The organism is Sphingobacterium spiritivorum (assembly GCF_016724845.1).
GTDB lineage: Bacteria > Bacteroidota > Bacteroidia > Sphingobacteriales > Sphingobacteriaceae > Sphingobacterium > Sphingobacterium spiritivorum_A.
In genome coordinates this window covers 2114765-2135782 of sequence record NZ_CP068082.1, presented here as the reverse complement: position 1 = coordinate 2135782, position 21018 = coordinate 2114765, and the positions used below count along the sequence as shown (strand labels likewise).

General features: G+C 39.3%; 22 protein-coding genes. 15 read left to right on the top strand and 7 right to left on the bottom strand.

Features of this window, described 5'->3' with window-relative positions; genetic code table 11:
* Window positions 1-286: 286 nt before the first annotated feature.
* The 4 genes from lpxK to I6J03_RS08975 all read right to left on the bottom strand — a co-directional run bounded on the left by lpxK (window position 287) and on the right by I6J03_RS08975 (window position 4539).
* The gene (lpxK, locus tag I6J03_RS08990; protein ID WP_003009652.1) at window positions 287-1315 is read right to left on the bottom strand and encodes a tetraacyldisaccharide 4'-kinase; all 1029 of its coding nucleotides are present in this window, start codon (window positions 1313-1315) and stop codon (window positions 287-289) included.
* Between the two features lie 204 nt (window positions 1316-1519).
* Window positions 1520-1984, bottom strand: coding sequence for a gliding motility lipoprotein GldH (locus I6J03_RS08985; protein WP_003009645.1), 465 nt, complete (start codon window positions 1982-1984; stop codon window positions 1520-1522).
* Window positions 1985-1995: 11 nt separating this feature from the next.
* A complete protein-coding gene (locus I6J03_RS08980) occupies window positions 1996-3294 on the bottom strand; it encodes a PSP1 domain-containing protein (protein WP_003009643.1) in 1299 nt (432 codons plus the stop codon).
* Between the two features lie 105 nt (window positions 3295-3399).
* Entirely contained in the window at window positions 3400-4539 is a 1140-nt protein-coding gene (locus I6J03_RS08975) for a DNA polymerase III subunit (protein WP_003009637.1), read from the bottom strand.
* 167 nt (window positions 4540-4706) lie between these two features.
* On the opposite strand from I6J03_RS08975, the gene dnaN reads away from it, so the two are divergent.
* The 8 genes from dnaN (at window position 4707) to I6J03_RS08935 (ending at window position 10584) form a co-directional block, all read left to right on the top strand.
* Window positions 4707-5831, top strand: coding sequence for a DNA polymerase III subunit beta (gene dnaN, locus I6J03_RS08970; protein WP_002998480.1), 1125 nt, complete (start codon window positions 4707-4709; stop codon window positions 5829-5831).
* A 10-nt stretch (window positions 5832-5841) separates the two neighbouring features.
* Entirely contained in the window at window positions 5842-6492 is a 651-nt protein-coding gene (locus tag I6J03_RS08965) for a DedA family protein (protein WP_003009634.1), read from the top strand.
* Between the two features lie 32 nt (window positions 6493-6524).
* Entirely contained in the window at window positions 6525-7163 is a 639-nt protein-coding gene (locus I6J03_RS08960; RefSeq protein ID WP_003009632.1) for a DedA family protein, read from the top strand.
* Between the two features lie 59 nt (window positions 7164-7222).
* Window positions 7223-7795 (top strand): CAP domain-containing protein, encoded by a 573-nt coding sequence (locus tag I6J03_RS08955; RefSeq protein ID WP_157600527.1) that lies wholly within the window; start codon window positions 7223-7225, stop codon window positions 7793-7795.
* 80 nt (window positions 7796-7875) lie between these two features.
* The gene (locus I6J03_RS08950; protein ID WP_003009625.1) at window positions 7876-8751 is read left to right on the top strand and encodes a YicC/YloC family endoribonuclease; all 876 of its coding nucleotides are present in this window, start codon (window positions 7876-7878) and stop codon (window positions 8749-8751) included.
* 4 nt (window positions 8752-8755) lie between these two features.
* Window positions 8756-9328, top strand: coding sequence for a guanylate kinase (gmk, locus tag I6J03_RS08945; protein ID WP_115170340.1), 573 nt, complete (start codon window positions 8756-8758; stop codon window positions 9326-9328).
* 14 nt (window positions 9329-9342) lie between these two features.
* Window positions 9343-9921 (top strand): nicotinate (nicotinamide) nucleotide adenylyltransferase, encoded by a 579-nt coding sequence (gene nadD, locus I6J03_RS08940; protein ID WP_003009619.1) that lies wholly within the window; start codon window positions 9343-9345, stop codon window positions 9919-9921.
* Between the two features lie 138 nt (window positions 9922-10059).
* Complete coding sequence (locus I6J03_RS08935) at window positions 10060-10584, top strand: ExbD/TolR family protein (protein ID WP_003009616.1); 525 nt, start codon at window positions 10060-10062, stop codon at window positions 10582-10584.
* Window positions 10585-10650: 66 nt separating this feature from the next.
* On the opposite strand, the gene I6J03_RS08930 is transcribed toward I6J03_RS08935, so the two are convergent.
* From I6J03_RS08930 to kduI, 3 genes are read right to left on the bottom strand one after another with little or no spacing between them, the layout of a single operon-like run.
* Window positions 10651-11421 carry an SDR family oxidoreductase gene (locus tag I6J03_RS08930; protein WP_002998461.1) on the bottom strand — a complete coding sequence of 257 codons (771 nt, stop codon included), beginning with the start codon at window positions 11419-11421 and terminating at the stop codon, window positions 10651-10653.
* A 50-nt stretch (window positions 11422-11471) separates the two neighbouring features.
* The gene (locus tag I6J03_RS08925; protein WP_003009611.1) at window positions 11472-12587 is read right to left on the bottom strand and encodes a DUF4861 family protein; all 1116 of its coding nucleotides are present in this window, start codon (window positions 12585-12587) and stop codon (window positions 11472-11474) included.
* Between the two features lie 6 nt (window positions 12588-12593).
* Entirely contained in the window at window positions 12594-13439 is an 846-nt protein-coding gene (gene kduI / locus I6J03_RS08920) for a 5-dehydro-4-deoxy-D-glucuronate isomerase (protein WP_003009608.1), read from the bottom strand.
* A 267-nt stretch (window positions 13440-13706) separates the two neighbouring features.
* Here kduI and I6J03_RS08915 point away from each other — a divergent pair, with 267 nt between their 5' ends.
* From I6J03_RS08915 to I6J03_RS08885, 7 genes are all read left to right on the top strand, one after another.
* Window positions 13707-13892: a CsbD family protein gene (locus tag I6J03_RS08915; protein ID WP_002998456.1), complete on the top strand. Its 186-nt coding sequence runs from the start codon at window positions 13707-13709 to the stop codon at window positions 13890-13892.
* 80 nt (window positions 13893-13972) lie between these two features.
* Complete coding sequence (surE, locus tag I6J03_RS08910) at window positions 13973-14746, top strand: 5'/3'-nucleotidase SurE (protein ID WP_003009602.1); 774 nt, start codon at window positions 13973-13975, stop codon at window positions 14744-14746.
* A gap of 8 nt (window positions 14747-14754) precedes the next feature.
* Window positions 14755-15018, top strand: a complete 264-nt coding sequence (locus tag I6J03_RS08905) for a hypothetical protein (RefSeq protein ID WP_003009599.1) — start codon at window positions 14755-14757, stop codon at window positions 15016-15018.
* Window positions 15018-15890, top strand: coding sequence for a 1,4-dihydroxy-6-naphthoate synthase (locus tag I6J03_RS08900; RefSeq protein ID WP_003009597.1), 873 nt, complete (start codon window positions 15018-15020; stop codon window positions 15888-15890). The genes I6J03_RS08905 and I6J03_RS08900 overlap by 1 nt, the downstream gene beginning before the upstream one ends.
* 138 nt (window positions 15891-16028) lie before the next feature.
* A complete protein-coding gene (gene secA / locus I6J03_RS08895; protein ID WP_003009594.1) occupies window positions 16029-19328 on the top strand; it encodes a preprotein translocase subunit SecA in 3300 nt (1099 codons plus the stop codon).
* Between the two features lie 59 nt (window positions 19329-19387).
* Complete coding sequence (locus I6J03_RS08890; protein ID WP_236586221.1) at window positions 19388-19816, top strand: SPOR domain-containing protein; 429 nt, start codon at window positions 19388-19390, stop codon at window positions 19814-19816.
* A gap of 11 nt (window positions 19817-19827) precedes the next feature.
* The gene (locus I6J03_RS08885) at window positions 19828-21018 is read left to right on the top strand and encodes a M20 metallopeptidase family protein (protein ID WP_201694323.1); all 1191 of its coding nucleotides are present in this window, start codon (window positions 19828-19830) and stop codon (window positions 21016-21018) included.

Below are 21018 nucleotides of genomic sequence, written 5' to 3'. Positions count from 1 at the left end.
TTTTCATTATTTGTAAATATTTGATAATCAATATTTTAAATTGTAATTATTGTGTTACAATAAAACGCTGTATTTAGGGGTAATCTGAACCAGATTACACTGTATTTAGGGACAAAACCTTCTCAAATGCCTTATTTTACTCAAAAAAGCAGAAAACCATAGTGGATTAGCCATGGGAAAACAAGATATAAGAAGTGGATAAGACTGCATATAAGGACATGCTGAGATAAAAGCTTAGCAACAGATGTGGGTGTCAGACGGGAATATAAAGGAAAGTATAGGCCTGTCAGAGACCTAAATGATCAGAAATGCTTCTTTCTATGTTTTGATAATCGGATGTATCGAATGCTATCTGAATGGGGATATAATAAAACGGGAAACGATGCAGACGTGTTCCATACAGGCGCTGGAAGTCTTTTTCTGTAGTCAAAATAAGTTTATTTGATCCGGTGATAGCTTTGTACATTTCTTCTATCTTACTGATATCGGTTTCTGAAAAAGCATGATGGTCGGGATAGGACATATGAATCAATCTGTTCACATTCGGTTGTAAATGATTGATCAGCGGATTTGGGTTTGCTATGCCTGTAATAAGCAGTACATCGGTTTCTTTTAAATTGGTATAGCACCCTGAACCATTCTTATCCATCCATTTATCATATTTGATTTTACTGAAGTATATGGATGCTGTGGAATTATGACGTGAAATTTTCCTAATGATCTTATTTTTATCTTCTTCAGTTGCGTCTTCAGGGGTTTTGGTTACGATGATGATATTGGCTCTGTGGCTTTCCATCATCATATCTCGGAAATTGCCGGTAGGAAGTAAAATAGCTTGTCCTGACAGTGAAGTATATTCAAACAGGAGGATGGAATATGTGGGTTTTAATTTTCTATGCTGAAAAGCATCGTCCAAAATGATCAGATCATGCTGATCTTTTAATTGTTCTACACCATAGCATCGATCTTCGCACACAGCTATGGTTATCTCCGGAAACTTACGCTTGAACTGTAAAGGCTCATCTCCGGCCTCTGCTGATGTGGACTGAGTAGAAACGAATCTAAATCCCTTTGTCTTACGGCCATATCCTCTGCTGAGGGTAGCCAGCTTAATTTTGTCTTTCAAAAGACGTATCAAAAACTCTGTCATCGGGCTTTTACCCGTTCCGCCTATGGCCAGATTTCCGATTACAATGAGGGGAATATTATAGGTTTTGCTTTTCAATAGCTGATAATCGTACAGACGATTTCTAAGCCATATAATGCTGGTGTAGATAATGGTAATTGGAAATAGAAACCATCTTAACAGTAGCATAGCCAAATTACTTTTGATTACGTTGGATCAGGTATCTGCGGTATCGTTGTAGCAAGAATAAAATAATTACTATCGGAAAAATATAGGTTTTGAAGGGATGTTTTTCATCCATTACAAAGAATGAAACAGCACAAATAACAACTAAGAAAAGATAGATATAACTAAAATTAGGATGGACTAAAATCTGGTTAAATTTATTCATAGTTATCTCTTTACAATTTTTATTCCCACATCATTGATATCTTTCAATGGGTTTTCACGCATATTTTGTTCTATAGCAAAAGTGTAAATACCTGTATCTGGAAAGCTGTAATTTTCATGTATCAATGCCTGATGTGCATATAAGCTCCCTGCACTGTTACCCGTCCATCTGCCATCTAATTCGGCCAGTTTAAGTTCTCTTCTTTCCTTTTTACTGACACCTTTGGGATTTGTTTCATGAATACGGACAAAAATATTAGCGTATCTGTAATCTCCGTTATGACGCAGATTAAGGTATACATCATACTTAGCATTTTTGTCCGTAATATGTGCTTTTACTTTTGGAATAACATTATATGGCCAGCTTTTGTCTGTAATGATTGTATTCTCATCCACTACGGTATTGGCATCACATCCGGCCAATCCCAGTACATTTAAAAGAATAAAAGCGTAAAATAATCTTTTCATCTTGTTAACCCCTATTCAGCAGGCTGAGAACCATTATTATTGTTTTTCCCCTTGTTACGATTTCTGTTATTGAATCTCTTTTTAGGTTTCGGAGCATCCGTATTTTGAGGCTCTTTCGCTGATTTGAATTCCGTATTATCTTCCTTTTTCGCTTGTTGAACTTTCGCTTGCTGAGGCTTATTATTCTGTTTATTTACAGGTTTTTTGTCCTCTGCTACTCCATCCGCTTTCTGTACCGTTTGTTTGTTTTTATTACGGTTTTTGCTTTTGGATTTTTTCTTTCTGCGTTCATCAAGTCTGGTCAGACTATCCTGACCTACTACATTTTCATAATCGTAGACAACAGGTTTTTCCACTTCTTCCTGAATGTTAGGATTAACCAGTTCTTCCGGTTTTCTTCCTTCACGATTCATTTCGATGAATTCTTTTACCTTATCTACAGACAGCGGTATCCAGTTTTCCGCTTTCGGATAAGCATACCACATTGTCTTTTTGAAAATATCTGTTTTTTGAAGATATGCGGTACCTATAATTGTCTCGATACGGTCTACATTATTCGGAATATCCTTTAATGCATCCATATAGCTGTCCAGCTCATAGTTGAGACAACACTTCAGTTTGCCGCATTGTCCCGCTAATTTAAGCGTGTTAAGAGAAAGATTTTGATAGCGTGCAGCTGAAGTAGATACGGTTTTGAAGTCTGTGAGCCACGTGGAACAACAAAGTTCCCGTCCACAGGATCCGATTCCGCCCAGACGACTTGCTTCCTGACGCATACCGATCTGTCTCATCTCAATACGTATCCGAAAGGATTCAGCCATTTTTTTGATGAGTTCCCGGAAGTCCACACGACCCTCTGCTGTATAGTAGAAGGTAGCTTTGGTCTTGTCTCCCTGATAATCAACATCGGATATCTTCATGGAAAGCCCAAGATCCAAAGCAAGTTTTCTCGCTTTGTGCATCGTTTCCCATTCCAGATCTTTTGCTGCTTCAAATTTCTTTACGTCCGCCTCGTTTGCTTTTCTGTAAATCTTTTTTGTAACAGCATCTATAGATACATTATTTTTTTTCAACTGCAGCCTGACCAGCTCACCTGTCAGAGATACATGGCCAATATCGTAGCCACCTGTAGAAGGTTCCACGACGACCATTTCTCCCATTTCCAGGTAATGATTGTCTGTATTGATAAAAAAATCTTTGCGAGATCCTTTAAAACGCACTTCGACAACATCGAAGGCTTTATAGTTAGATGGCATATCCATATTGGAAAGCCAGTCATATACATCTAATTTATTACATCCGCTGGTCATGCAAGAGCCATTGCTTTGGCAACCTGCCGGGGTAGCGCCTGCAACTGCAGTTCCGCTTCCACAACCTCCACCGGATGAGCAACTGCCACATCCCATATTTTTTCTTTATATATATTGAGTCCCTTTTGGGAACGTTTGATACTTAAACAATAAAACTAATTGCAAAGATAAATCTAAAAATAATATTTTAGGATTTGCATTGCGTTCTACACAATAATGTGTTTTTTCAAATAAAGATACAGCTTCTTCGATCTGATTCACCGTAAAAAGAGGCGCAAATTTATTTACAAACTCCAATTCCTTCTCCGGAAGGAACACCAGATCATGCAATTCTTCCTTGATAAGGATAATCTGCCTCATCATATTTATGGCATACAACAGAAAACTTTTCTGATTCTCTCTCCCCAGTTTTGACAACTCATCGTCACATATACTGATCATATGCAGACCTGCATCGCTGACAATAAATCGCAGCCAACGGATCAGTAAATCCAGATGATTACCGGATTCTGAGAGCAGATTGAGCGCCTGTTGAAGATTCCCGTCTGCAATAAATGCAATTTCTCCGGCCTGTTCTTTCTGAATTCCGCGTTCTTCTATCAGATAATTTGTAATTTCCTGATGTGGAAGTTTTTGAATCTTGACAAGCTGTGTACGGGAAATAATAGTATTTAATATGCGATCCTGATTTTCTGATACCAGTAGAAAAAGGGTTTTTTCCGGTGGTTCCTCTATTAATTTGAGCAGAGCATTACCCTGTGTATCCAGGTATTCCGGCAGCCACATGATCAGGATTTTGTATTCTGCTTCAAAGGCTTTCAAACTAAGCTTTTTGATAATATCATGCGCTTCTGCTATATTGATATTCGCTTGTTTATTATCTGCTTCGAGTTGTCCTCTCCAATATTCAAGACTGAGGTATGGATTTTTCAAAAAAGCAGCACGCCATTCTTCCATATATGTTACAGAAGTTTCTTCTTTTCCTTTCGCAAAAAAGGGAAAAGAGAAGTGAAGGTCGGGATGAATTATTTTGGCATATTTCCGACAGGAATTACACTGACCGCAACTGTCGTCTGCAAGTTTGGCTTCGCAATTGATAAATTGGGCATAGGCATGGGCCAGAGCCAGGCTCCCCGAACCCTCAGGACCCAGAAACAACTGAGCATGACTCACCCTGTTCTCCAATACTGTGCGTACGAGATGATCTTTAATTTCCTGATGACCAATAATATCTTTAAACTGCATAATTCAAAGCCAACATACAAATGTAACAAAATATATTTGCGGATAGGGTTTCACCTGCTGTATGATAAAACAAAATGTCGAAAACTATTCGTGATTAACGACGGGTGAATACAAAGAATATTGATTCTTTTCTGTATTATTGCAAGTATAAATAAGTATATTAGGAAATGAGATTTATAGTATCCACTTCAATTCTATTAAAACAGTTGCAAGCCATCAGTGGCGCTTCAAGTAGCAGTACTGTTCTGCCTATTTTGGAAAATTTCCTGTTTGAAATCAAAGATAATACGCTGACAATTTCTGCGACAGATTTGCAAACAAGTATGGTGACTTCTTTACAGATAGAGTCTAAAGAGGAGGGGCGTGTCGCTATGCCATCTAAGATTTTGATTGAGACCTTAAAGACATTACCTGATCAGCCTGTAGCATTTTCTGTTGACACAAATACGTTAGCTATCGAGATCAGTGCGGGAGATGGTAAGTATAAGCTGAGTGGTGAAAATGCAGATGACTTTCCTAAGATTCCGACAGTAGACAATACATCTACCGTAAATATTCCTGCACCTGTTTTGGCTGAGGCTATCAACAAAACAATCTTTGCGGTGAGTAACGATGAGTTGAGACCTGCGATGTCCGGTGTATTGGTACAACTGGCGGAACAATCGACTACTTTTGTTTCTACAGATGCACACAAATTGGTGCGTTACCGCCGTACAGATATTTACACGGATAAACCGGCATCTCTTATTTTGCCTAAAAAAGCACTTTCTTTATTAAAATCGTCTTTACCATCTGACGATGTGAATGTGACTATTGAATATAATAATACAAATGCATTCTTCCAGTTCGGCAATATCTTTCTGATCTGTCGTCTGATTGATGAGCGTTATCCGGATTATGAGGCTGTAATTCCTCAGGTAAACCCTAATAAACTGACCGTAGACCGCTCTTTGTTTCTGAATACATTGCGTCGCGTTGTCATTTTTGCAAATAAGACTACTCATCAGGTACGTTTGCGTATCTCAGGTAGTGAGCTTAACATTTCTGCGGAGGATCTTGATTTTTCAAATGAAGCACACGAACGTTTGAGCTGCCAGTTTGAAGGAGATGATATGGAGATCGGTTTCAATGCTAAATTTTTGGTTGAGATGTTGAATAACCTGAGCAGCGAAGAAGTAATTATTGAGATGAGTACACCAAACAGAGCCGGATTATTGATCCCGGCAATCAAAGATGACAATGAGGACATCCTGATGTTGGTAATGCCTGTCATGTTGAATAATGCCGGTTAATTAGAACGTCTTGGAAGTTATATCATCACTTATTGATTTTATTCTCCATATTGATAAACATCTGGTCGAGATCGTCAATGATTATCAAACGTGGACTTATCTGATTCTTTTCATTATTATTTTTGCAGAGACAGGTTTTGTAGTTACTCCTTTTTTACCGGGGGATTCTTTACTGTTTGCAACTGGAGCCATCATTGCCAAACCAGAAACAGATTTAAATATCTGGCTGATGTGGGTTTTACTGATGGTCGCCGGTATACTGGGTGATATGGTGAATTATCATATCGGAAAGTATATAGGACCCAAAGCCTTCAGCGGTAAGTACCGTTTTCTCAAAAAAGATTATCTTGACAAGACTGAAAAATTTTATGAAAAATACGGAGGTAAGACAATTATATATGCCCGTTTTGTACCTATTGTAAGGACATTTGCACCTTTTGTAGCGGGAGTAGGATCTATGTCATACCGCAAGTTTGCTTCCTATAATATTATCGGAGCGATTGTGTGGGTGTCTAGTTTCTTATTTCTGGGATTTAAGTTTGGAGAGTTAGAATTTGTAAAGAAAAATTTTACATATGTCATTCTTGGTATTATTGTATTCTCTATACTGCCTCCTGTAGTGGAAGTGATAAAAGAAAAATTTAAAAAGAAGGAAGCCTAAAAGCTTCCTTTTTTTGTACTATACGTATTGCTATGGATCTGATTGCACAGCTTTTTGATTTTATACGACATATAGATCGGCATATGGTAGATATTGTCAATGATTACCAGGCATGGACATATGTTATACTATTTGTCATTATTTTTGCAGAAACAGGCCTTGTTGTAACTCCTTTCTTACCCGGAGATTCGGTTTTGTTTGCAACAGGAGTTATTTTAGCCAAGCAGGAAAGTCAGTTGTCAGTATGGATCATGCTTGTGTTGCTGATAGCTGCGGCTGTACTTGGTGATTTTGTAAATTATGAAATAGGTAAATACTTTGGTAAGCGATTGTTCAAACCTGATTCTAAGATTTTTAAACCCTCTTACTTATTAAAGACAGAACAATTTTATGAGAAATATGGTGTTAAAACTATAATATATGCTCGTTTTGTACCAATTGTAAGGACATTTGCTCCTTTCATTGCTGGTATTGGTAAGATGCCTTATTCCCGTTTTGGATCCTATAATATAATTGGGGGAGTATTGTGGGTGTCTCTTTTTCTTTTGACCGGTTATTTCTTTGGTCAGATTTCCTTTATACAGCATAACTTTTCTCTCGTTATTTTGCTTATTATAACTATATCGGTTATTCCTCCGGTTGTAGAGATTGTCAGAAATAAAAGCAAATAAGTAACGTTTATAGATTAAACTTTTGTCTGACTCTTCAGTCTTCACTATAAAATATGCCTATGAAATATCTGATTGTAGCGATTTTTTCGCTGGTTGTTCATGCTGCGCAAGCACAACGTATTACCACAGAAAGAGATGAAGCGAAAGATGCGTATGTATTACTTAATGATATACGTAGTAATCCTTCTAAATACAGAAAGCAACTGGGAATATCGGATATACAAAATGTAACCCGGAAGGCATTGGTCTGGAATAAGCAATTAGCTAAAGTTGCAGAAGAAAGAGCCTATGATATGGCCAAAAGAGATTATTTTGACCACATTACACCTGATGGTGTAGGGGTGAATGTACAGATCGCAGAAGGAGGATATACTTTAAACAAAGACTGGTTAAAAAACATTAAAGCAAATAATTTTGAATCTATAGCTGCCAATCATCCTTCTGCTGTAGAAGGAATAAGAGCGCTGATCATCGGAAAGGGATCTCCCGGTTTTATGCACCGTAAACATTTGCTAGGTATGGATAAATGGAACGGATCGCTTCAGGATATAGGTATTGGATATGTCAGGATTCCTTCGGGAGCGACTTATAAAAGCTATCTCTGTGTTATAATCGCAAAGCATGACTGGTAATAAATGCATTATCTTCTATAAAGCTCACTTTCACAGGTTTATTTTTTACTTTTTATTTTTTACTTTTCATACCTTTGCATATGATAAAATCAATGACCGGGTATGGTATTGGCACTCATGACAATGAAAAGGTTAAGTATAGTGTTGAAATAAAATCCCTCAATTCAAAATTCTTAGAGCTTAATATCCGTCTTCCTAAGGCGGTTTCCGATAAAGAGCTGACCCTTCGCGGAGAATGTGGTAAGCTTATTGAAAGAGGGAAAGTCAACGTGATGGTAAACGTTGAGTATACCGATCAGACAGCAAAGGCCTCAAATATTAATGCTGCTCTCTTAAAAAAGTATTACGAACAACTTCAGGACATTGCTTTAGAACTTGGGGATAAACAGGCTTCCTTGTTTGCTTTGGCTTTGGATATGCCCGAAGTAGTCACCAATAATGATGACACGGTTGATGAAGAAGAAGGCGGTATATTGATGGCTGCATTTAAAGAAGCCGTTAATCAGTTTAATATATTCCGTGAAAAGGAAGGAGTGGTATTACGGAATGATCTGGAGCAGCGTGTACAGTTTATCCTCGATTATCTGACTTCAGTAGAAGCAAAAGAAACTTCCCGTATTCCGTTGATAAGAGAACGGATTAGTCAGTATATGGATGAAGTAGTCGGCAAAGAGAATATCGATAAGAACAGATTTGAACAAGAGCTGATTTATTATATCGATAAACTGGATATCACGGAAGAGAAAGTCCGCTTACGCAGTCATTGTAACTATTTTTTAGAAGCATTGAATGCACCGGATTCTAATGGTAAAAAACTTGGTTTTATCTCTCAGGAGATGGGAAGAGAAATCAATACTTTAGGATCAAAAGCTAATAATGCGGAGATACAGCAGATCGTGGTCCGTATGAAAGAGGAGTTGGAAAAAATTAAAGAACAGTTGCTAAACGTTTTATAGCCGAATGAAAGGAAAGTTAATCATTTTTTCTGCACCATCAGGAGCAGGAAAAACAACCATAGTAAGACACTTATTAAATAAATATCCGGATAAAATAGAATTTTCGATTTCGGCCAGCACGCGTGAACCTCGTGGAGAGGAAGTGGATGGAAAAGATTATTATTTTATTTCGAAAGAAGAATTTTTGCATAAAATCGCAAAACAGGAATTCATTGAGTTTGAAGAAGTTTATTCGGGTACATTTTACGGCACACTTCGTTCAGAGGTAGAGCGTATCTGGGAAAAAGGGAAACACGTTATCTTTGATATAGATGTAGTCGGCGGTTTGCGCCTGCGATCCAAATTTCCGGACCAGGCACTTTCTATATTTGTACAACCACCTTCTCTGGAAGTATTGAAGGATCGGTTAAGAGGTCGTGGCACTGATAGCGAAGATAAGTTAAAAGAGCGTTTTGCAAAAGCAGAGCATGAGTTGTCTTTTGCTGATCGGTTTGATGTCATCCTCAAAAATTATGATCTGGATACGGCATGTGCTGAAGCAGAAAAATTACTGTTAGATTTTATCGGTAAAGATTAAGTAAAGAGTCAGTGATGAAGAAGGTTGGGCTTTTCTTTGGATCTTTCAATCCGGTACATGTAGGACATTTGATCATTGCCAATTATATGGCCAATCATACTGCTCTGGATGAAGTTTGGTTTGTGGTATCGCCTCAGAATCCTTTTAAAAAGAAAGCATCTTTGGCGGATCCTTATGATCGACTGGAGATGGTGAATCTGGCTATTGAAGATACGGAAAACTTAAGGTGCAGTAACATCGAGTTTAATCTTCCTGTGCCATCTTATACTATAGATACACTTGTACACTTATCTGAGAAATATCCGGATAAGCAGTTTCACCTTATTATGGGGCAGGATAATCTGGAATCTCTCCAGAAATGGAAGAATATTGATATTATTCTGCGGGATTATCATATCTATGTATACCCACGGCCAGGATATAATTCCGGCGATCTGAAAGATCATCCTTCTATAACCCTCACCGATACCCCTTTAATGGAATTGTCTTCTACTTTTATACGAAAGGCCATTCAGGAAGGCAAGGATATTAAATTTTTCACACCGGATAAGGTTATAGAATTTATTGACAAAAAAGGTCTTTATACTAAATAGAAAAACAGAGCCCATCTACGTAGATGGGCTTTTTTATTGCCACATCGAAAGAATATGGTTTTCCTGTTTTATGGAAAGGCAGTTCGTAAAGCATCCTAAAGTTAAATAACCATTATTTAACTTTTAAAATTCAAGGTCATGGCAGAGCTAAGTCTTAAACAACAAAACACCGGAAAAAAGGAACGAAGAAGTATCAGGGCAAGGGCAATGCCTAAAGTAGATCTGACGGCTATGGTAGATCTGGCATTTTTACTGATTACCTTTTTTATGCTGACCACTTCATTGAATACACCCAATAATCTGGCTGTCGCTATGCCGGATAAGGGACCCATTACCGAACCGGTATTGATCAATGAGGACCGCACCATCAATCTTTTATTGGGAGATCATAATGAAATCACCTATTATAAAGGTGCTGATCAGCATCCAAAGAGCAGACCTGTAAAGGTTTCATATGGTAAACTGGGACTGAGAGAGCTATTGATAAAGCTAAAAACGGAGATTTTCCAAGGCACAGGCGGCCAGGATATGATTGTGCTGATCAAGCCCGGAAATGAATCTGTGACAAAGGATCTGGTAGATGTTCTGGATGAGATTCAGATAGCAGATGTCCGGCGGTTTATGATTACAAAGATGTCTGAAAAAGAAAAGGAAATGCTCTAATGGGTAGGATACAAACAGTAAAATAAATGGCTTCCGAAAAGGGAAGCCATTTATTTTATTCTGAGACTATCTTCCCATCCATCCGCCATCTACGGTAAGAATGGTACCGTGTACATAGTCAGATGCCTGAGACGCTAAGAAAACGGCAGGACCTTTAAAATCTTCCGGTTGTCCCCATCTTCCTGCAGGAATACGATCTAATATAGATTTTGATCTTTCAGGATCGTCTCGGAGTGCTTCCGTATTGTCCGTTGCAATATATCCCGGAGCAAATGCATTCACATTGACTCCTTTGGAAGCCCATTCATTGGAGAAAGCTTTTACAAGAGAGCCTATTGCTCCTTTTGAAGCGGCATATCCCGGAACATTGATTCCCCCCTGGAATGTCAGCAGAGAAGCTGTAAATACAATTTTACCGGATCCTCTGGCAATCATCTCTTTTCCGATTTCGCGGGTCAGTATAAATTGTGCATTTTGATTGATTTCGATAATCTGATCCCAGTATTCGTCCGGATGTTCTGCAACAGGTTTTCTCAGGATATTACCGGCATTATTAAAAAGAATATCAATCTGCGGATGTTCTGCTTTGACCTTTTCAATAAAAGCATACAGGTCTTTTCTGTCGGAAAAATCTGCCTGATATGCGCTGAATTTTCTTCCGATAGCTTTAACGGATTTTTCTACCGCAGAGTCCTGCAGTTCTAAGGATGCAGATACACCTATAATATCTGCTCCGGCCTCAGCAAGTGCTTCGGCTATGGCTTTTCCGATACCTCTTTTACAGCCCGTTACGAGAGCTGTTTTCCCTGTCAGGTCAAACATTTGGGTTATGGACATAGTATATTTATCTTTAAAAGTTGTATGCTGATAACTCTTCTTTAGTACAATTATTTCAGCGTAACCTTTAGCGGTTTGCTAATATTTTGTTGTTGCTTCTTTACATAATCAAACCATTTCTGTGCAGATGTGATTTTTCCGGCTCTATCCCAGGCAGCACCGTTATAGTAAACGAATTTCTTATTTCCGGGAATAGTCGTGTGTACCAGAAACTGTTTAGGATCCTTAGTATCTAGCGTTATTTTATCTTTTCCGAACAATACAGCTGTGCCGGTAGTTCCTTTGTCAGTTAATGTCGGTTCCCAATACGCAAGACTGTTGTTTGCAAATTGATAAGCTGGTTTTTCTTCACCTCTGCGGGATAGCCCTATTACGACAGCTGTAGAAGATTTCTTATTGTTTTTCAGCTCTACCTGTATTTTATTGAGCTGAGACCCTGCATCAATAGATATTGTTTTGGAGAGTTCAATCGTGTTTCCTTCAATTTCCTCAGGTTCGAATATCAATCTGAATGTCGACCGGATAGGGCCATTGTCCAGCACTTCAAATTTGCGGTAATGTTTGGTAAACTTTATATTTCCATTGACAAATAAGGCCAGATCACCGACACCTAAAGTCTGACCTACTGAATAATAGTCCAGACCTTTGCCATGATCTGCATGATAATCGCCTGTTTTGTACCATTCATTAATAACCAGTTCAGATGTTCTTTTTGACCAAAAATCGAAACCTTGTGCATCTTCACTTGTACCTTCTAATGCTTTGCCATAGGCTCTGTATGCCGCAATATCATTTTCCCAGGCAAAATCATCTTTCCGCTCAGGGACATACCTTGCATAGGTCCGTACCTGAAAAGTAGCTCCTTTTTGAGGTTTTACCATTAAAGTCAGTTCCTGTTGTTTACCAACGCTGACTTCCACCAGAACATTCTGCGGAGAAGACTGTCCCAGTTTTTCAAGTTGATGTGCAACTTCGGAACCGTCAGCAGCATTGACAATCGTAAATACGGAATCTACTTTAAAATGCTTTGTGAACGAGGAATAAGGGATACTTATCAGTTCATGACGCGAATGATTACCCGGGTTTTTAACTACAATTTTTTGCTGTGCGGATAAAGAGTGTGCAAGAGCAAGAGCTACAAAAGCGGCTATGAATGTCTTTTTCATCTTTATTTATTTTAATTCGTTAATGGCCACTTTGTCCATATCATCATAGTCCAGGTTTTCACCGGCCATTCCCCAGATAAAAGTATAATTACTTGTTCCAGCTCCTGAGTGTATGGACCATGGCGGAGATATTACGGCCTGATCATTTTGCATCCAGATATGTCTTGTTTCATCCGGTTGTCCCATAAAGTGACATACGGATTGCTCCTGAGGCACTTCGAAGTAAAAATAGACTTCCATGCGGCGGTCGTGTGTATGTGCCGGCATCGTGTTCCAGACAGAGCCCGGCTGAAGCTCAGTCATTCCCATCTGCAGCTGGCAAGTTTCCAGTACCGTATTCAGTAGCATTTGATTAATGGTACGGTGATTCGCCGTTTCCAATGTTCCCAGTTCTTTTTTGATGGCTGTTTCCTTTGTTACTTTTTTCGTTGGAAAACTACGGTGTGCCGGAGTGGAATTCATATAGAATTTGGCTGGTTTTTGAGTATCCTCACTGCTAAAGAAAATCTCTTTATTTCCTTTTCCTATATAGAGCGCCTCTTTATAATCCAGTTCATATACTGTTCCGTCAACCTCTACCGAACCTTTTCCGCCGACATTGATAATACCCAATTCACGGCGACTCAAAAAATACTCTTCTTTCAATAATTCAGGAATCGTATCTAATTTGATTTTTCCGGATACAGGCATTGCGCCTCCGGCCATATAACGATCATAGTGTGTATATACAAAATGAATTTGATCTGCATCAAAGAGCTTTTCTATCAAAAAGTTTTTTCTGAGACCGGCGGTGTCAAGAGTTTTGCTTTCCTGAGGACCGATGGCGTATCTGGATTCAAATATTGTTTTCATGTTAGAAAAAATTTAATCGTAATGAGGGATGAATAAATTTCTAAATTAACGGTTTTAGACGGGATTGACACATAATTCTACGAAAAGGTTTTCAATCATTTATGAAAGTAAAAATAAAGATTAAAGGGCAGATAAATATAAAATATAAAGAGCTGATTATAAGAAGAGTGCTGAAGAATAGCCATTCTTCAAAAACAATATGGGGGCTAAGGTTGTTATCTTATTACATTCTCAAAATTTTTTAAACTAAAACAAAGGAGGAAAAAGATGAGTAAATTAACATGGGAAGGCCGTTGGAACGAATTAAAAGGTAAGGTTAAACAGTCGTATGCAGATTTGACAGATGATGATTTGTTGTACGAAGAAGGAAAAGCCGATGAACTGTTGGGCCGCATTCAAAAGAAAACTGGAAAAACGAAGGAAGAAGTAGAAAACTGGTTCAACAGTTTGTAATCCTTTAGTTATTGTAATAAGATCGTTAAGCGTTAGCTAATTTAGCTAGCGCTTTCTTTTTTTCTTTCTAAATTAGCAGTATGGTAAAAAAGAAGCCAACCATATTAGTGGTTAATGATGACGGTATAACAGCACCGGGAATAAAGGTGCTTATCGAAGAAATGCAAAAACTGGGACATGTGGTCGTCGTCGCTCCTGACAGCCCGCAATCGGGAATGGGACATGCGATCACTATCGGAAAACCTTTGCGACTGGATAAAGTAAGCCTTTATGAAGGAGTAGAAATGTACAAATGCTCCGGTACTCCGGTAGATTGCGTAAAACTGGCCGTAAATAAGATTTTCAAAGGTAAAAAGCCTGATATCTGTGTATCAGGCATCAATCACGGACTTAATAATTCTATTAATGTCCTGTACTCCGGGACAATGTCTGCTGCGGTGGAAGGGGCTATAGAATCTATCCCTTCTATCGGATTTTCTCTGGATGACTTTACTTACGATGCTAACTTTGATCCCTGCAGGCCTTATATATTGAGTATAACTCAACAGGTACTCAACAACGGATTGCCAAAGAATACCTTATTAAACGTCAATTTTCCGAAAGGAAACGATATTAAAGGAATTAAGATCTGCCGTCAGGCAGGAGCACGTTGGGTAGAGGAGTTCGATGAACGTGTAGATCCGCACAACCGGGATTATTTCTGGCTTACCGGCAAATTTCAGCTGGAAGACCGCGGAGAAGACACAGATGCACATGCTCTCAATCATGGATATGTATCTGTCGTTCCGACACAATATGACATGACTGCACATCATGCTATTCCGGAGTTGAATTCTTGGAGTTTTGATGTTTAATCCGGATCATGCAGAAAAATAACTTTTTGATCGGGATAGCATTAGGCATAATTGCTCCGGTGATCGCCTATCTCTTGACAACCTATACCAGTCTGGAGACCATGTTGTCTGCCAATAAGCCTGCGATAATGTATTTCATAGCCGGATTGGTCAATCTGGTTATGCTCCGTTACTTTTATAGAAATGACAAAGAGCAGACGGCCAGAGGTATTATGTTGGTTACATTTGCAGGGACAGTCATATTGATTTATACATTAAAAATATTTGGATAATGAAATTAACATTAGGTTTTTCTCCATGCCCTAATGATACGTTTATCTTCGATGCGCTCATTCACAATAAGATAGATACAGAAGGGTTGAGTTTTGACGTAGAATACCAGGATGTGGAAACCCTTAATCAAAAAGCTTTTCAACAGGAACTGGATGTAACCAAGCTGAGTTATCATGCCTTCGCCTATGCAGTAGAGGACTATGAATTACTGGATGCCGGAAGTGCCCTCGGATTTGGTGTTGGCCCCTTGCTGATCACAAAAGATGAAAAATTGGCAGGGCGACTGAAAGAATCTCTGGATAATAAAGGTACGTTGAGTGCTGATCTGGCAGATTTGAGAATAGGGATTCCGGGAAAGTACACCACCGCAAATTTTCTCTTAGGCCTGGCTTTTCCGCAATTGCAAAATAAACAGGAAGTCGTTTTCTCGGGTATTGAACAGGCTTTGATTGACGGAGACATTGATCTGGGCTTGATTATCCACGAGAATAGATTCACATATGCAGATAAGGGACTTCATAAAGTAGTCGATCTGGGTGATTTTTGGGAAAAGACGACCGGATACCCCATTCCGTTAGGCGGTATTGTGGTCAGGAGAGGGTTGGAAGATGAGGTGAAACAAAAGCTTAACCGTGTGTTAAAGAGGAGTGTAGCCTTTGCTTTTGAAAATCCAAAGTCCGGACTGGACTTTATCCGTTCGCATGCACAAGAAATGAGTGAAGAAGTGATGTACAAGCATATTGAGCTGTATGTCAATTCGTATTCCAGAGACCTGGGGAATGAGGGCAGAAAGGCCATTGCCTATATGTTTGATAAGGCTTTGGCATTAAAGCTGATCCCTGATACCGACAAGAAATTGTTTCTTTCTTAAAATGAATAAAAAAAAGCCGGTGATTTTGTAAGTTATCATATCTAATAACTAAATTTGCCCGATTAGTGTCAAATTGTCTGCAAAATAGTTTTGGAGTCATTATTGCGAAATGCTATAAATTGAGATAGATAAAAAATTATGTTAAAATTTTTAAGTAAATTATTTGGTAGTAAATCCGAAAGGGATATCAAAGTTATCCAACCCATTGTTACCAAAATCAAAGCTGAATACGAAAAGTTATCCAGTATAACCAATGATGAGCTGCGCGCTAAGACAACAGACTTCAAAAACCGAATTAAAGAATACTTAGCTGATATCGATGAGGAAATCAATGCCCTGAAAACAGAGGCTGATGCTGATGATGTCGATATGATGCATAAAACAGAAATCTATGATAAAATAGATAAACTGAAAAAGGATCGTGATAAAAAACTGGAAGAAGTGTTGATGGAAATTTTACCTGAAGCATTTGCAGTAGTAAAAGAAACAGCAAGACGTCTTTCCGAAAATGATCAGCTGGAAGTTACGGCTTCTGAGTTTGACAGAGAAATAGCATCCCGCAAACCGAATGTCATTATAGAAGGTGATAAAGCGTTCTGGAAAAATACATGGATTGCTGCCGGTACAGAAGTGAAATGGAACATGGTTCACTATGATGTGCAGTTGATAGGTGGTATTGTATTACATCAGGGTAAAATTTCTGAGATGTCTACAGGGGAGGGTAAAACATTAGTAGGAACATTACCTACTTATCTGAATGCCCTTTCAGGACAAGGAGTTCACATCGTAACGGTCAATGATTATCTTGCTCGTCGTGACTCGGAGTGGAATGGCCCGTTATTCGAGTTCCACGGATTGAGTGTAGACTGTATAGACAAGCACCAGCCAAACTCTCCGCAACGTCGTAAAGCATATGCTTCTGACATTGTTTACGGTACAAATAACGAATTTGGTTTTGACTATCTGCGTGACAATATGACGCAGACTCCCGATGCACTGGTACAAGGCAAGCTGCACTATGCCATGATCGATGAGGTTGACTCTGTATTAATTGATGATGCCAGAACACCGTTGATTATCTCCGGACCTATTCCACGTGGCGATGAACATGAGTTCTACCAATTGAAACCTCGTATCGAGCGATTGGTAAATGCACAGAAAAACTATATCAATACTGTCCTGAATGATGCTAAAAAAGCGATCAATGCCGGTGATTCAGATGTAGAAGGCGGAGGAATGGCCTTATTACGTGCTTACAGAGGTCTTCCAAAAAATAAAGCATTAATCAAATTCCTGAGTGAAGGCGGTAACAGACAAATTCTTCAAAAGGTAGAGAACTACTATATGGCGGAGCAAAACCGTCAGATGCCTAAGGTAGATAAGGAATTATTCTTCGTCATCGATGAAAAAAATAATCAGGTAGAGCTGACAGATAAAGGTATCGAACTGATCACGGCATCAGGTGAAGATCCAAGTTTCTTTATTCTTCCGGATGTAGGTACAGAGATTGCTGAAATTGAAAAATCAACACTTACTACAGAAGAGAAAGTTCATAAAAAAGAAGAGTTGTTACGTGACTACGCTGTTAAATCTGAGCGTATTCATTCGATCAATCAGTTATTAAAAGCATACACATTATTCGAAATCGATGATCAGTATATCGTCGATGACGGAAAAGTGAAAATCGTAGATGAGCAGACAGGTCGTATTATGGAAGGACGTCGTTATTCTGACGGTCTTCATCAGGCGATCGAAGCAAAAGAAAATGTAAAAGTAGAGGACGCTACACAGACATACGCTACGATTACTTTACAGAACTACTTCCGTATGTACCACAAATTGTCTGGTATGACGGGTACAGCATCTACAGAAGCAGGAGAGCTTTGGGAAATCTATAAACTGGATGTTGTAGAAATCCCGACAAACAGAGCAATTCAGCGTGATGACAGAAATGATCTGATTTATCGTACCGCTCGTGAGAAATACAATGCAGTAGCAATGGAGATACAGAGACTGACAGAAGAAGGCCGCCCGGTACTGGTGGGTACGACTTCAGTGGAGATCTCCGAATTACTGAGCCGTATGTTGAAGATGAGAGGTATCAAACACAATGTACTGAATGCTAAATTACACCAGAAAGAGGCAGATATCGTTGCTGAAGCAGGTAAAGCCGGAACAGTGACTATTGCTACAAATATGGCGGGTCGTGGTACGGATATTAAGCTTAGTGAAGATGTCATCAAAGCAGGTGGTCTGGCTATCATCGGTACGGAGCGTCACGAATCACGTCGTGTAGACCGTCAGCTGAGAGGTCGTGCGGGTCGTCAGGGAGATCCGGGTTCTTCTCAGTTCTTCGTTTCTCTGGAAGACAACCTGATGCGTCTGTTTGCTTCTGAGCGTATTTCTAACATCATGGTAAAAATGGGTGTGGAAGAGGGCGAAGAGATGCAACACAGCATGCTGACGAAATCTATCGAACGTGCTCAACGCAAAGTAGAGGAAAATAACTTCGGTATCCGTAAACGTTTACTGGAATACGATGATGTGATGAACTCGCAGCGTACAGTTATTTATACTAAACGTAAAAATGCATTATTCGGAGAGCGTCTGGATGTAGATTTGAATAACACTATTTTTGATGTTGTTGAGGATATCGTAGCAGAAACAAAAGAAGGAGGATCATTCGAAGAGTTCCAACTGGAAGTGATCAGACTGTTTGCTTTGGATCCGGAAGTTACAGCAGAAGAATTTGCACAAAGTAATATTACTACATTAACAGATCGTTTGTTTGATCAGGTGATCAGTCATTATCACAATAAAGCTGTTCAGATCGGAACACAGACATTGCCTGTACTGGCGAATGTGTTTGCTGAGCGTGGTAATGTTATCGAAAATGTAGTTGTTCCTTTTACGGATGGTATCCGTGGTATTCAGGTTGCGACTAATCTGAAAAAGGCAATCGAAACAAACGGAAGAGAAGTCTTCAAATCATTCGAAAAAGGTATAGTACTGGCATTGATAGACGAAGCCTGGAAAGAACACCTTCGTGAGATGGACGACTTGAAACAGTCTGTTCAGAATGCGGTATACGAACAGAAAGATCCGATCATTATCTATAAAATGGAAGCTTACTCTTTATTTAAATCGATGTTAGCTTCGATGAATAAAGAAATTGTCAGCTTCCTATTTAAAGGAGAAATCCCGGGTCAGACACAGGAAGTGGCTGAAGCTCGCCCTATACCGGCACAGCCGGCAAGAGTTGTTGCTTCAAAAGCAGAACTGACTTCTCCGACCGGAGTGAGTGATGAAGATGTACAGGACACCAGAGAAAATGCCGTTACACAGCCTATCCGAAAAGAAGCTACTGTAGGCAGAAACGATGATTGTCCTTGCGGATCAGGTAAAAAATACAAAAATTGCCACGGCAAAAACAGTTAATCTTTTTGAAGAATAAAGTATTCACAATGTATAAAAAGGGATTAATACTATTTTTTTTGATGTTTGGATGTGCAGTGTTTGCGAAAGCACAGCAATTAGGACGGGTTGAGGTGTTTAAGGACTCCCTGATCTCGGTTCTGCAAGCCTACAGATCGGAAGAAGGTATTAATCCCTCTCTTGAAAAAAAGACAGTTTCTATAGGAAAAACCTCTGTAGTGGATAAATCCAAGATGAAGCGTGTCAAAGTTCGGGGATTCAGAGTACAGATCTTTTCCGGAGCCAGCCGTAACGAGGCATATGCTGAACAGGGAAGGTTCAAAAACCTATATAAAGAGTACGAGGCTTATGTTAATTATGACGAGCCAAACTACCGTGTAAAAGTGGGAGACTTTACAAGTCGCTCAGAAGCAAACAATCTGATGCGTATTTTAAGGTCTCAGTTTGATAATGTATTCGTCTTTACAGAAGACGTTTACGTCTATCGTTAAAGTTGCTAATCATGACAATTTCAAAGGAACAGGTACAACAGCTTGCAGAAGAGTTTTTAAATGATATTATAGCTATCAGAAGACATCTGCATCAGCATCCTGAGCTTTCCTTTGAAGAATACAATACTTCTGCTTTCATACAGGATCAGTTAAGACAGCTGGATATTCCGTTTACAACAATGGCCAATACAGGTGTAGTGGCATTAGTAAAAGGAGATCTTCCAGGTGAACAGGTAATTGCCCTCCGGGCAGATATCGATGCTTTACCGATTCAGGAAGTAGAAGGCAGATCATATGGTTCATCCAATCAGGGTGTGATGCATGCCTGCGGACATGATGCTCATACATCCTCTTTGCTAGGGGTTGCCAAAATTCTTCATCGTCTCAAATCTACTTTTTCTGGCACAGTCAAAATGATCTTTCAGCCGGGAGAAGAACGTCTTCCTGGCGGAGCATCACTGATGATCAAAGAAGGAGTATTGCATAATCCGGAACCCAAATCTATCATCGGACAACATGTAATGCCGTTTATCGAAACCGGGAAAGTCGGTTTCAGAGAAGGTAAGTATATGGCTTCCTGTGATGAGTTGTTTATGACTGTCAAAGGCAGAGGCGGCCATGGAGCACATCCTCACCAGAATATAGATCCTATTGTCATCACAGCACATATTATTACCGCTTTACAGCAGATTGTAAGCCGTATGGCAGATCCGCGTACACCTACTGTATTATCCTGGGGTAAGGTACAGGCAAATGGTGCAACAAATATAGTTCCCAATGAAGTTTATCTGGAAGGAACTTTCAGAACATTTGATGAAAAATGGCGTGCTGAAGCACACGAAAAAATGATTAAGATGGCTGTTGGCATAGCCGAAAGCATGGACGCTGTCTGCGACTTTGAAGTGCGTAAAGGCTATCCTTTCTTAATTAATGACGAATTAACAACCCGTCAGGCCAGATTGCTGGCCGAAGATTATCTGGGGAAAGAGAATGTTGTGGATCTGGATCTGTGGCCTGCAGCAGAAGATTTTTCATATTATTCTCAGGAAACGGACGCCTGTTTCTATCGATTGGGAACGGCTAATACAGCCCGCGGAATTACCTCAGCGGTACATACCCCTACATTTGATATTGATGAGCAATCGCTACGAACAGGTATGGGTCTGATGGCTTATATCGCACTTCGTAAATTAGGAAATTAA